This is a genomic window from Paraburkholderia sp. USG1 (assembly GCF_031570135.1).
GTDB classification, from domain to species: Bacteria; Pseudomonadota; Gammaproteobacteria; order Burkholderiales; family Burkholderiaceae; genus Paraburkholderia; species Paraburkholderia dioscoreae.
Genome location: NZ_JAMWXW010000023.1, coordinates 93544 through 107070, shown reverse-complemented (window position 1 = coordinate 107070; position 13527 = coordinate 93544). Strand labels below are relative to the sequence as shown.

Here is a 13527-nt window from a genome sequence, read left to right as displayed (position 1 = left end):
ACGTTAGTGCGATGCTTTGTAGGAAAGTCTATTGTCGTGATCGGGGTCGCGTTCGTGGTCGCGACGGCGCCCGGCCCGGCTGGTTTCCAGGCGGGCCGGGCGCGCGCGATTCGCCTAGCTGCCGGCGAGTCGCCGCCAGCTTCCTGGCGGCGTGCCGACCAGTTGCGTGAAGGTGCGCGTGAAGTGGCTCTGATCGGAGAACCCGCATGCAATGGCGATCTCCGAGAGCGACGCGTCGGAGCTGCGAAGCAGATGGCGCGCGCGTTCAATGCGCTGTTCCAGCAGCCACTGGTGCGGCGTGCGATTGGTGGTCTCGCGAAACGCGCGGATGAAATAGCTGCGCGACAGGTTGCAGGCATTCGCGATCTCTTCGAGCGAGACATTGTCCTGGGTCTTCGCGAGCAACATATCTTTGGCGCGTGCTTCGTGCAGACCCGAAAGCCGCCGGCCTGGCTTGACCGATTGAGCGGGCGCGCCGCCATAATGATCGACCAGATGCGTGCCGATGGTGACGCCGAGCTGTTCGATGAACAGCGGGCTCGCTTCGCTCTCGCGATCCAGCGCCAGCGCGAGAACCTGCGCGAGGTGGCCGAAGATGGGATCCTTGCCGCCCGGCTGCGCGGAGAAGCCGGTCATATGCGTGCCGCTTCGTTCGTAGCCGGTGTTCGTAATGAACGCGCGCGAGAATTCCACCAGCACGAAGTCGAATGCGCCGTGCAGATCGGCGCGGCAGTCCTCTTCGAAATTGCGGATATAGACCGAGTCCTTGTCGAATTCGTGCATGGCCGAGCGGTTGCCCGAGATGATGCGGCGCCGATGGCCCGCGCTGAGCGAAACGCCGATCAGCACGCCGCGATCGGAGGCCGGCGTGGCGACTTCGCTGGTCTTCTCCTGACGGCGGCACTTGCGATAAAACGTGAAGTCGCCTGCTTCGAGTTCGATGTCCTTGTGCAACTGGTTCGCAAGACAGCCCAGCGAGTCTTTCTTGCGTGCAGCAGTGATGGGGGCAATTTCAGTCTGGTTGAACATGATCCGTCACCTCGGTTCGTCGCGCTACATTCACATGCCCGTTCGCGTTGCCAAAATCGAGAGATGTTTTATATCCGGCGGAGTCCCGCGATTATCTCGGAAATTATTATCGTTGAATATTTATTTTCGTTCAGGTCGAGTGCCGCTATCGGGAATTCGACGAATGTTTGCTCATACGAACCGCTGATTACCGCCCCTCAGGACAATTAATAAAAATTAGCACCGGTTTGGGACGCGCCGTCGTATGCTTTTTTCACGATTGCACCAGGCATGGGAAACGGAATGTCGGAACTGATTCAGCGCAGATGGCTCATGCACTTAGGCTTATGGTGCGCACTTTTTTTGAGCGTTGCGGCGGGCGTCGGGCCGCGCGCCGCGCTGGCCGCCGCGCCGCCGGTCAGGACACAGGGGCCGGGCTTTTACCGGATCATGGTCGGCGGTTTCGAAGTGACCGCATTGCTCGACGGCACGCATCCCTTTCCGATCGATACCGTCGTTCAAGGCGTACCGAAGTCCGAAATCGGGCAAGACCTGTCGCGCGATTTTCTGCAGGCGCCGGTGCAGGGATCGATCAATGCATTCCTGATCAATACCGGTGCGAAGCTGATTCTGATCGACTCCGGCGCGGGCGTGCTGTATGGCGACTGTTGCGGCCGGTTGGCCGGCAACCTGCGCGCCGCGGGGTATCAGCCCGAACAGGTCGACGAAGTCCTGCTCACGCATCTGCATAAGGACCACGTCGGCGGTGTCATCGTGAACGGCGCAATGGCGTTTCCCAACGCGATTGTCCGGGTCAGCCAGGTCGAATCGGACTACTGGCTGAATCCGGCTAATAAAGCCAGCGCGCCCGCTTTTCTCAGTTCTTTTTTCGATGCCGCGATCGCGTCTGTCGCGCCCTATGTCGCGGCCGGCCGCTTCAAGCCGTTCAGCGGCGACGTGGAACTCGATCCGGGCATTCGCGCGGTCGCGCTCCCCGGTCATACGCCGGGCCACACCGCCTATCTCGTGCAGAGCGATTCGAAAGATCTGCTCGTGTGGGGCGATGTCATTCATGTGGCGGCGATCCAGTTGCGCAACCCCACGGCATCCGTCGAATACGATACCGCCGCCGCCGCGGCGCAGCGCTCGCGCCGCTATGCGCTCAAGCTCGCAGCGGACAAACATTATCTTGTCGGCGCCGCGCATATTGCTTTTCCCGGATTGGGGCATATCAGGAAAAACGGTAGCGTGTACGACTGGGTGCCGGTCAACTACGAGGCCGAGCCGGGGCATTGAACCCGGCTCGCGCCCGGGAAACCGCGCTATTGCGCCGGATCTGCCCGGCTATGGCGAAACGGACCTGGGGACGGGATACGACGGGCGCAACGTGGGGCTGGATATCGTTCGTCCGCCGGATGAGTCAAGCAAGGGCGACGGTGGACGATCGCGGTTTTGCCGGAATCGTCGGCCGCGTCGCAAGGTTCACTGCCAGTTGATGGGAGCAAGCATGATGCATAGCGAAACCTGTTTGACGCCGCGCGGCGAGGCAAGCCGGGAAGCATGTTGCGCACCGCGCGAGCCGGCCGACGCGTCCCCCGACGGACTGCGCGCCTCGGTGTGGGATCACGTGATTCACGCTCTGTTGCCGGGCTATCGCGGCGAAGGCGGCGAAGCATCCCGCGAGCGGCGCACGCCTCGCATGGCCGCTTGCGTGCCGTCGCCGCATATCCAGGTCGAAGTGATCGAGCGTCTGTCCGATACGTCGGTGGCGGTGCTCTGGCAGGATGCGACCCGCTGCCGCTACGACGACCAGGTGTGGATCAGTTGCCGCGCCCGCCAGAAGGGTTACTGTGCGCTGAGCGGAGCGGTGATCCGTCGTGACGATCCGATCTACAAGCCGCGAGTGCGGGCGAGCATGCCGGCCAACGCTACCGCGATGATTCTCGCCTCGGTGGTCGAGCAAATGTCCGCCCTGACCACGGCGGACGATGCGCGTTAGATCTTCAGCAACTGTGCTGCGTTGCTGCCGGGATACGTAGTGAGCCCGGCGCAGTTTCCCCCAACTCCTGTCCCATTGATCGACCGCTTCGGCACGATCCGACGTTCCCGCACTTCAGGCGCGAGCCGACGCATGACGGTCTTCTCATTGTGTCCGCTTAGTGCAAAAAATTTGAACAATAGGTTCAGTTTTTTCCGCGCACGCTGATCTCCCATTGATCTAGACTTCTGGGACGCCACGCCCGGCGGCGATTCCGCAGTTTCTCCGTTCCTTCCCGTTCTCTTTCTCAGCGTCGCGTCCTGGATACTCCGCATGATTTGCATTGGCCCGCTTCAGGTGAACATCGACCGTCGCGAAGTGTTTCTCGATGGTGCGCCTGTGCGGATCGGCGGACGTGCTTTCGACATGCTTGCCGTGCTGATCGCCGCGAACGGCGGGCTGGTGTCGAAGAACGAGATGCTCAGGCAGGTCTGGCCGAATGCGATCGTCGAAGAGAACAACCTGCAGGTGCATATGTCCACGCTGCGCAAGCTGCTCGGCGAAAGCCGCGGGCTGATACAAACGGTATCGGGACGCGGCTACAGGCTGGCGCAGAGCGCGTCGGCGCCGGCCGCGGCCGGCGAATCGCGTGCCGGCGAATCGAATGCCGGCGATGAACCCGCGGACTTCCCGCCAAGCGGCAGCGTCCGGAACAATCTGCCGGTCCATTTTTCTCCGCTGATCGGACGCGACAAGGCACTGGACGACGTCTCGCAGGCGCTCGCCGCCGCACGGCAGGTGACGCTCGTCGGTTCCGGCGGCATCGGCAAGACGCGTCTCGCGGTCGAAGTCGCGCGCGGCTTGCTGGCGCGCTTTCCGGACGGCGTCTATCTGGTGCCGCTCGCGTCCACCTCCGACGCAGGCAGCGTTCTCGCGGCATTCGCCGCCAGCGTGGGCGTGAATCCGGCCATCGGCCCGCTCACGCTCGCGCGCGTCGGCAAAGAGCTCGGCGAGCGGCGTGTGCTGTTCGTGTTCGACAACTGCGAGCATGTGCTCGGCCCCGCGGCCGAACTCGCTGAAACCTTGCTCGGCGTCGGCCCGGAAATCTGCGTGCTGGCCACGAGCCGCGAGCCGCTGCGCATCATGAACGAGCATCTGTATTGGGTCGCTTCGCTGCAGGTGCCCGGTCAGGACGATCAGAGCCAGGAGGTACTGCAATGCAGCGCCGTCAAGTTGTTCCTGTCGCGCGCTCGCGCGATCGACGCGCGCTTTTCGTCCGATGAAAAAAGCATTCATCTGACCGGCACGGTATGCCGCCGGCTCGACGGCATACCGCTCGCCATCGAACTGGCGGCGGCGCGCGCGGCGATCCTCGGTATCGAAACGCTGGCCGGCCATCTGGACGACCGCTTCAATATGCTGACGGGCGGCAACCGCACGGCATTGCCGCGGCATCAGACCTTGAAGGCGACACTCGACTGGAGTCACGCGCTGCTCGACGACGCCGAGCGCACCACGCTGCGCAGGCTCGGCGTTTTCGTGAGCAGCTTTACGATGGAAGCGGCGATCGCCGTTGCCGGCGACGGGGCGCTGCATGAAATCGACGTGGTTGCGGCGGTGTCGGGGCTGGTCGAGAAATCGCTGGTGGTGACACACATGGAGCGCGGCAGGGCCAGCTATCGTCTGCTGGAAACCACGCGCGCCTACGCCATGCAGAAGCTCGACGATAACGGCGAACGGCGTTTCGTCACGCTGCAGCATGCCCGCTACTTTCTGAGCGTGCTGGAACGCGATGCGCCGCGTTGCGCCGACCCGGCGCTGGCGCTCTCCGACGGCTGGCACTACCGCATGCGCGCGTTGCTCGACGACCTGCGCGCCGCGCTGACCTGGGCCTTGTCGCCGAAGGGCGACGAGGCGCTCGGCGAGACGCTGGCCGTGAACTTCGTCTTTCTGCTCTACGAACTGTCGCTCGTCGACGAATGCCGCGCGTGGGCGCAACGCGCGCTCGATACGATAGCCGTCGCGCAGCAGGGCTCGCGTTCGACGCGTCATCTGCGCGTGCGCATGCAGCTTCAGGCGGCGCTTGCCGCGGCGCTTGTCTATGTCAGCGGACCGAACCGGGAAACGTTCGGCGTCTGGTCGGAGATTCTGGCGTCGGCGATCGCGCTGGGCGATCATGTGTTCGAGGCGCGCGCTTTGTGGGGCATGTGGAATGCGAGCCAGTCGTCCGGCGCGGCGCGCAATGCGCAGGCGTTCGCGCGCCGCTTTGCCTTGCTCGCCGCCGAGGTGGGCGACGCCAGCGGAACGATTCTGGCCTACCGGTTGCTCGGGATCGCGGCGCATTACAGCGGCGATCAACAGCAGGCGCGCGCATCGCTCGAACAACTGCTGCAACACGGCGGGGAACTGCAGCATGGCCTGCCGCTCGGGCAGTCGGTGGATCAGCGCCTCGTCGGCCATGCGACGCTCGCGCGGGTGCTCTGGCTGCAGGGCTTGCGCGATCAGGCGCTGCGGCTCGCGGAAGACTGCGTGATCGCGGCATGCGATCAGCAACAGGCCATTGTCACCTGCTATGTGCTGGTGGAGGCGTTGGTGCCGCTGACGCTGCTGTCGGGCAAATGGGAGCGTGCGGCGCAAGCCATCGCGTTGCTGCGGGACACCTCGGCGCGCGCGGGCCTGAGCGTGGCGCAGGCCTGCTGCCGCTGCTTCGACGAGTATCTGCGCTCGGTGCAGGACGGCGGCGCGCAGCACCTGCAAGCGTTCCGCGCGGCGCTGGACGATCTCGAGTCGCTCGACTTCGGTGCGCAACGCGCGATGCTGGCCGGACAATACAGCCTCGCACTCGGGCGCGCGGGGCGGCGGGAAGAGGGCATCGCCACCGTGGTCGGCGTGCTGGCGCGCTGCGACGAAACCGGCGACCACTGGTACGCCGCGGAACTCCAGCGCATCCACGGCGAATTGCTGTTCATGAGGCAGGCGGACATGCCGCAGTCCGAAATGGTGATGCGCGATGCGGAGGCGTGTCTGGTCGCGGCGCTGGAGGTGTCGCTGGTGCAAGGCTGCCGCTCGCTCCAGCTGCGCGCCTCGACCAGTCTGGGCGGCCTCTGGCACATGCGGGGCCGAAGCGCGGACGCCGCGAAACTATTGCAATCCGCCTGCGCGAGAGTCACCGAAGGTCTCGACTGGGGCGATTATCAGGCCGCCGCGCATCTGCTGCGGATCACGACATCGGAGAGCGAAGCGCGCGCTGCCGTCCCGATGATCTGTCCATCTGCCTCCCGTCGTGCGGCGGAAGCGCTCGACGTCGCGCCGTCGCGCCGAATCAGATCGGGCAGCTGATTGGCGCTCAGCCGTGCAACATTCTCTGTTGCGCAACTTCGTCGATCAGATCCGGCCGGTCCAACTGATCGACCCACCAGCGCAGCGCCTTGCCGGTTTCGTCACTGCGCCACGCGAGAAAGAAATGCGTGACGTCGCGCATGCCCAGCACCTCCTTTTGCACCAGTTCGCCCCGGCTCAGCGGCTCGGCGGCCAGACACTCCGGAATCGTGCCCGCCGCGAGCCCTTTGATCTGTGCGGCGAGCTTCGCCTCCAGCGTGGGGACCGTCATGACCTCCTGGTTGGCGGCGAGCGCGATGGTGCGCGGCGCGAGCTTGCGCGACGTATCGCCGATCGCCACCGCGCGATGCCGCGCGACCATTTCCAGCGTCAGCGGTCCCGGCGCCGCAGCGAGAGGATGATGCGGCGCCACCACGAACACGTGGCGCAGCGAGCCGATCGGTTTGGCGATCAGATTGGGAATTGGCGGCGGCTCGCCCGCGGCGCCGACGACCAGATCGGCGCGGCGCGTCAACAGCGCGTCCCATGAGCCGCCCAGCACTTCTTTCGACAGATGCAGCCGCGTGTCCAGCTTCAGCTTGTAGAACGCGTCGACGTGATCCCATAGCAGATCGAACGGAATGATCTCGTCGATGGCGACGTGCAGCTCCGACTCCCAGCCATGCTGGATACGTTTCGCCTTGCACTCGAGATCTTCCGCCGCTTCCAGCAGACGCCGCCCTTCCTCCACGACCACCCGCCCCGCATGCGTGAGGATCGCCCGACGGCCGCTGCGGTCGAATAATTTGACGCCGAGATCGAGCTCCAGCTTCTGGACCAGGTACGACAGCGACGACGGCACCTTGTGAAGCTGTTCCGCCGCATTGGCAAAAGTACCGGTTCGATCGATGGCATCGAGCACCTGCAGAACTTCGAACGAGAGATTCATGTCGTACAGCCGGATATGAGGAGGTACGTCAGCATACTGGAATCCCCGCTTCTCGCGAGTGCCGCGCGCGAGGGACGGCGGCCTTTCAATCCGCTTCTGCGAACCTGAACCGGCTGTATGGTGCCCGCGTCATTAAGGTGTTTTCAGGGCTATTTCAGGACATTTTTCGGATAGTCGCCTAGTTTAAAAGGATCGGCCAAGGCGTGCCGCGCCGTTTCCCGTGACGTTTTCTTCCGGTCTTCCCGACCGCGGTCCCGATTCTTCGGCGCCCGGTCGTTCTGCCACTACCGTGAAAAAGGAGTCAAGCATGGCCAGCAACACCATTGCCGCTTATCTCGCCCGCACGCTCGCCGCGGCGGGCGTCGAACGGATCTGGGGCGTGACGGGCGACAGCCTGAACGGACTCGCCTACAGTCTCGATCAGGTCGGCTCGATCCGCTGGATGCATACCCGTCACGAGGAATCGGCCGCCTTCGCGGCCGGCGCCGACGCGGCTTCGAGCGGGCGCCTCGCGGTGTGCGCCGGCAGTTGCGGACCGGGCAACCTGCATCTGATCAACGGCCTGTTCGATTGCCATCGCAATCACCAGCCGGTGCTCGCGATCGCGGCGCATATCCCGTCGAGCGAAATCGGCCTCGGGTACTTCCAGGAAACGCATCCGCAGGAGCTCTTCAAGGAGTGCAGCCACTATGTCGAACTGGTGTCCTCCGCGGCGCAGTTTCCGCGCGTGCTGGCGCGCGCGATGCGTACCGCGGTGGAGGAGCGCGGTGTTGCCGTGATCGTGCTGCCGGGCGACGTGGCGTTGAGCGAGGGACCGTCTGAAGCGCCGTCGTGGACGGAAAGCGCGCCGCCGCGGATCGTGCCCGCCGAAGCCGATCTCGATCGGCTCGCGGCGCTGTTGAACGCGTCCGGCGCGGTCACGATCATGTGCGGCAGCGGCACACAGGGCGCGCACGACGAAGTGGTCGCGCTTGCCGACACGCTCGGCGCGCCGGTGGTTCACGCGTTGCGCGGCAAGCAGTTCATCGAGTACGACAATCCGTACGACGTCGGCATGACCGGGCTGATCGGCTTCAGCTCGGGCTATCACGCGATGATGTCGTGCGACACGCTGCTGTTGCTGGGCTGCGACTTTCCCTACCGGCCGTTCTATCCGGCCGACGCGAAGATCATCCAGATCGACTGGAAGGGCTCGCAGCTCGGCCACCGTGCGCCGCTCGCGCTGGGTCTCGTCGGCACGGTGAAGGAAACCGTCGCCGCCACCTTGCCGAAGCTGCAGCGCAAGACCGACCGCGGTTTCATCGACAACGCCCGCAAGCACTACGCGTCCGCGCGCAAGGGGCTCGACGATCTCGCGACGCCGGCCGGCGCGGGCCGCCCGATCCATCCGCAATATCTGGCGAAGATGATCGACGAAGCCGCGAGCGACGACGCGATCTTCACCGCCGACGTCGGCACGCCGACCGTCTGGGCCGCACGCTATCTGACCATGAACGGCACGCGCCAGTTGCACGGCTCGTTCAACCACGGCTCGATGGCCAACGCGATGCCGCAGGCGCTCGGCGCACAAGGCGCGCATCCGGGGCGCCAGGTCGTGTCGCTGTCGGGCGACGGCGGCCTGTCGATGCTGCTCGGCGATCTGCTCACCGCGCGGCAGCTCAACCTGCCGATCAAGGTGGTGGTGTTCAATAACAGCCTGCTTGGTTTCGTCTCGATGGAGTTGAAGGCGGGCGGCTATCTCGACACCAACGTCGACCTCGCCAAAACCGATTTCGCGGCAATCGCGAAAGGGGCGGGTATTTTCGGTCTCCGCGTCGAGGAGTCGGAAGACGTCGCGGGCGCGTTGAAGCAGGTGTTCGACCATCCCGGTCCGGCGCTGCTGGACGTGGTCACGTCGAAACACGAACTGGCCATGCCGCCGACGATCGAGCTCGCGCAGGCCAAGGGCTTCAGCCTCTACATGATGCGGGCGATCCTCAACGGACGCGGCGACGAGATCGTCGAACTGGCGCGCACCAACCTGCGCTAGCCGTACGAACGGCTTGCAGTGAAGCGGGGCGCCTGGCATTCCAGGCGCCTCTTTGGTGCAACGTGCGCATGCGGCGAAGGCGTTTCACGCAGCGTACGGGCTTGCGCAGCCCATGCCACACAGATGCATGCCACACAGCGCATACGAAAAAAAGCGTGCGATTGCGCAAATGCGCCGTGCCCGTCTATTGCAGACTACGCATCGTAGACATAGCGGTATTCGCAAGGCCTGGCGGCCGGCGGACCCGGCAACAGGCGCACGAACACGCGCACGAATACCCACACGAACCAGCACACGTTGAGCGACTGACGAGAGCCCTATGACCCAGCAAGCCGCTGCCGGCAGCGCGGTCCAGCCTCGATGGCGGGACGAGCTGATCACCTACTGGAAGGACGACGGCCCGCGCCTGCTGCATATCGCAAAGGTGGCCATCGCGATGACGCTCGCGATGGGGCTGTGCATGCGCCTCGAACTGCGCACGCCGGCCACGGCGATGGTTTCATGCGTCATCGTGATGATGCATCAGCAAAGCGGCATGGTGATCGCGCGGGGGTTTTATCGCGGGCTGGGCATGGTGTGCGGCAGCTTCGCGGGTCTGCTGCTCATCGCACTGTTTCCGCAGCAGCCGCTGCTGTTCCTTGCCGTGCTGGCGGTGTGGATCGGCGTGTGCGTATTCGGCGCCGCCTACTACCGCAATTTCCAGTCGTACGGTTTCGTGCTGACCGGCTACGGCACCGCCATCACGGCGATACCGGTCTGGTCCAATCCCTACGGCGTCTATGACAACGTCGTGTTCACCGTCAGCGAAGTGGTGATCGGCGTGGTGTGCGCGAGCGTGGTGAGCGCGGTGGTGTTTCCGCAGCCGGTCGCGCCGGCCCTCTACGCGGCGAGCCGTAAGAATTTCACGAACCTGCTGAGCGCGATGCATACGATGCTCGGCCGCACGGAGGGCGTCGCGGGTTTCGACACGTTTCTCGATCTGATTCGCGAGCGCGTCGGCGTGGAAAGTCTGCGCAGCGGCGCCGTGTTCGAGGATCCTTCCGTCCGTCTGCGCAACCATGTGTTTCTCGATCTCGACCGGAGCTTTCTCGATACCGTCACATGGATTCACGCACTTCACCAGTTGAAGGCGCGGGTTGCCGCCGAGGCTGATCCGCGCGCGCTCGCGGCAGTCGGAGAACTGATCGGCGGGCTGCTCGCGGTCGTGCCGAACGAGGCTCAACCGGATCTGGTCACGATGGAGCAGGTCGAGATCATGTCGAGCCGCCTCGATGCTTTCGAGCGCGACTTGCCGGCGCTTCTGGGCCGGCTGCTGCAATCGCTCGCCGATCTTTCGCCGCATCAGCGTCAGTTCGTGGCGACCACCGGCGCGGCGTTGTTCTTCTCGATCGCCGATTTGCGCGTGATGTGCCGAAGCTATATCGACGTGCGCACTGTCGGCCGGCTGTCGTGGCCGCAATCGGTGCTTCAGGCCATCAGCCGGATCGGCCGAACCCGCGCCACGGCCAACCGTACCGCCGCGACGATCGCCGGTGCGCGCGCGGCCGTGGCGGTGCTCGCGGTCGGCGCGGCATGGATTGCCTCGGGTTGGGTTGGCGGCGCGACCGCGATTGTCGCGGTCGCGATCACGAGCGCGCTGTTCGCGCTGGCGCCCAATCCGGCGGTCGCAAGCTGGCAGATTTTCTGCGGCTGCCTCGGCGGCTGGCTCACCGGCTTCGCGTTCAACTTTCTGGTGCTGCCGCGGATCGATACCTTCGGGTTGCTGGCCGCTTCGATGGCGATTGTCGTGATGGTGGGCAGCTATCTGAATACGTTTGCAAAGACGGCGATTCTCGGGCTCGGCTTCAGCCTGTATTTCTGTTTCATCGTGGGCATCACGAATCCCACCGTCTATCACCCGAGTGCCTATCTCGACACCGGCTTCGCACTGCTATGCGGTATCGGGGTGGCCGCAGTCGCGTTTTCGGTGCTCGTGCCGCGCGCGGGCGACTGGATCTCGGCGCAGTACATGAAGCAGATTCGCGGGCTGATCGCGTATGACGCGCGCGACGGCGACCTCGACGATCTGCTCTACAGCTTCGAATTGAGCTTGCGGGACTTCATCCTGCAGATCGCGTCGGCGCCGGTCGACGCGCGGGTGGACCGCGATCGTCTGATCGGCTGGGCGTTCGCCGCGCTGGAGATTGGCCGCTCGATGATCCAGTTGCGACTCGATAGCGAACAGCTCGCCGCAAGCCTTCCGGCGGGCTGGCCCGCGGAGCAGGATGCGTGGCTTGCGGCGCTCGCCGACGTGTTCGCGGCGGCCACGCCGCGGGCCGCCGAACGCGCGCTGGCCGCGACGCGCAAGGCGCTGGACCTGCTGCCGCTCGGACCGAACATCGCGGTCGACGCGCAGACGCTCGCGCGCTACCGGATGCGAGCGCTGCTGCATTTCACCGAACTGACACTGCGCGACGACAGTCTCGCTCTATGGCAAGCCAGCGGAGCGCCGGCATGAAGCCCCGGCGCCTGTTCTTGCCGCTGCGCGCGACGTGCCGGCCGGTGGCGGCCGCGCTCGCCTGTGCGCTGCTGCTCACGGCGTGCATCGACAGCGGCGGCATCCGCACGCACGAGTCGATGCTCGACCCCGCGACGCTCGACCCGGGCGCCGCGCTGCGCGCCACGCAGGCCGATGCGAAGTGGCCGGCGAGCGGGTGGTGGCGTCAATGGAACGATCCGCAACTCGATACGCTGGTGCAGGACGCCACCGAAGGCAACCCCGGCTTACGCGCGGTCGAGCAACGGATCGACGCGGCGCGCTTCCAGGCGCAGATTGCCGGCGCCGACGAGTTGCCGCAACTCGAAGCGAGCGGCAGCTTCGAGCGCAGGCGCTATGCGCGCTATACGACCCCGGCGCCGCCGGGCGGCACCACGGTGTGGAGCAACACCATCCAGGCGGACCTTTCCTATGACCTCGATCTGTGGGGCAAGTCGCGCGCGCTTCGCGAAGGCGCGCTGGACAATGTGCACGCGGCAGCCGCGGACGCGCGCTTCGCGGAAATCGAATTGCAGACCGCCGTGGTGCGCAGCTACGTGCAGTTGGCGTTGGAGTATGCATTGCTCGACGTCTACCACGCAGTGCAGGCCGAACAGCAGCGCACCCTCGACATCGCGACGCGCCGCTGGCGCGCGGGTGTCGGCAGCGGTCTCGAAGTCAGCCAGGCGCAGACCCAGCTCGCGATGAGCACGACGCGGGTGCGGCAGGCGCAGCAGCAACTCGCGCTGGAGCGCATCGGCATCGCCGGTCTCGCCGGCAAGGGGCCGGGGTATGGCGATGCGCTGCGCCGTCCGGGCCTCGCGCTCAACGTGCCGGTGGTCTTGCCGGCATCTCTGCCGGCCGAGTTGATCGGGCACCGCGCGGACGTGGTGGCGGGGCGCTGGCGCGTGCTCGAAGCGGACAAGGGCATCGACGCGGCGCACGCCGATTTCTATCCGGACATCAATCTGCTGGCGAGCGCCTCGCTGGGTTCGGCGGCGACCTTCGGCGGCTTCTTCAACTTCGTCAATAGCGACGGCGTGGGTCATGGCGTGGGCGCGGCGATCTCGCTGCCGATCTTCGACGGGGGGCGGCGGCGCGGCCACTACGGCGTCGCGGTCGCGTCACGGGATGCCGCGGTGGATGCGTACAACCAGAGCGTGGTGAATGCGATGCAGGGCGTCGCGACGCAGGTCGTGTCGCTGCGTTCGCTCGAACAGCAGCAGGCGTCGATCGAAACCACGCTCGATTCGGCGCGCAAATCGTTTCAGCTCGCCGACACGGGTTATCGCAGCGGCATTACCGAATTCATCAATGTGCTGGCGGCGCAGGCCGCCCAGCTGGAGCAGGAGGAAAGCCTTGCGGCCGTGCAGGCCAGGCGGCTCGACGCATGGGCCCTGCTGATGAAGGAGCTTGGCGGCGGTTTCGCCGCGGCGCCGGCGGATCGTGTGCCGGAAGGAGTGGCCGATGCCGGGCGAAATTGATCTGTTTGCGCTGCTCGTGCCAGGGCTGTTGCCGATTCTCGCCGGTTGCGTGCTGCTGTTCGTCGTCCTCGACCTGGTGCTGGCGAGGCTCGGCTTCTATCGCTACACCTGGCACCCGAGCCTGTTCCGCGTTGCGCTATTTGCCGCGATGTTCAGCGGCGTGTCGCTGCTGCTGTGGCGATGACGCTCGCCTGTTACTGATCCCCATGAACCCGCTGACTGCTCCCGCTCACGCCAGGTTATCAA

9 protein-coding genes are annotated in these 13527 nt (G+C 65.3%); 7 read left to right on the top strand and 2 right to left on the bottom strand.

All coding sequences use genetic code 11. From position 1 onward, the window contains the following. Positions 1–114: 114 nt before the first annotated feature. Positions 115–1029 carry an AraC family transcriptional regulator gene (locus NE850_RS27080; protein WP_310699620.1) on the bottom strand — a complete coding sequence of 305 codons (915 nt, stop codon included), beginning with the start codon at positions 1027–1029 and terminating at the stop codon, positions 115–117. A 312-nt stretch (positions 1030–1341) separates the two neighbouring features. On the opposite strand from NE850_RS27080, the gene NE850_RS27075 reads away from it, so the two are divergent. The 3 genes from NE850_RS27075 to NE850_RS27065 all read left to right on the top strand — a co-directional run bounded on the left by NE850_RS27075 (position 1342) and on the right by NE850_RS27065 (position 6325). After that, positions 1342–2304: an MBL fold metallo-hydrolase gene (locus tag NE850_RS27075; protein ID WP_405044905.1), complete on the top strand. Its 963-nt coding sequence runs from the start codon at positions 1342–1344 to the stop codon at positions 2302–2304. A 214-nt stretch (positions 2305–2518) separates the two neighbouring features. Beyond that, positions 2519–3007: a DUF3331 domain-containing protein gene (locus tag NE850_RS27070; protein ID WP_035517056.1), complete on the top strand. Its 489-nt coding sequence runs from the start codon at positions 2519–2521 to the stop codon at positions 3005–3007. Between the two features lie 312 nt (positions 3008–3319). Further along, positions 3320–6325: a winged helix-turn-helix domain-containing protein gene (locus NE850_RS27065; RefSeq protein WP_310699619.1), complete on the top strand. Its 3006-nt coding sequence runs from the start codon at positions 3320–3322 to the stop codon at positions 6323–6325. A gap of 7 nt (positions 6326–6332) precedes the next feature. Here the strand turns inward: NE850_RS27065 and NE850_RS27060 are convergent, their stop codons facing one another. Next, positions 6333–7253 carry a LysR family transcriptional regulator gene (locus NE850_RS27060; RefSeq protein WP_007176395.1) on the bottom strand — a complete coding sequence of 307 codons (921 nt, stop codon included), beginning with the start codon at positions 7251–7253 and terminating at the stop codon, positions 6333–6335. Positions 7254–7560: 307 nt separating this feature from the next. Between NE850_RS27060 and poxB the strand changes: the two genes are divergently transcribed. The 4 genes from poxB (at position 7561) to NE850_RS27040 (ending at position 13465) form a co-directional block, all read left to right on the top strand. Next, positions 7561–9282, top strand: a complete 1722-nt coding sequence (gene poxB, locus NE850_RS27055; RefSeq protein WP_310699618.1) for a ubiquinone-dependent pyruvate dehydrogenase — start codon at positions 7561–7563, stop codon at positions 9280–9282. A gap of 319 nt (positions 9283–9601) precedes the next feature. Further along, positions 9602–11779, top strand: coding sequence for an FUSC family protein (locus NE850_RS27050; protein ID WP_165187892.1), 2178 nt, complete (start codon positions 9602–9604; stop codon positions 11777–11779). Beyond that, positions 11776–13281, top strand: coding sequence for an efflux transporter outer membrane subunit (locus tag NE850_RS27045; RefSeq protein ID WP_165187894.1), 1506 nt, complete (start codon positions 11776–11778; stop codon positions 13279–13281). Before NE850_RS27050 ends, NE850_RS27045 begins: the two co-directional genes overlap by 4 nt. Continuing rightward, complete coding sequence (locus tag NE850_RS27040; RefSeq protein ID WP_007176399.1) at positions 13265–13465, top strand: DUF1656 domain-containing protein; 201 nt, start codon at positions 13265–13267, stop codon at positions 13463–13465. The genes NE850_RS27045 and NE850_RS27040 overlap by 17 nt, the downstream gene beginning before the upstream one ends. The last annotated feature ends 62 nt before the right edge of the window (positions 13466–13527 follow it).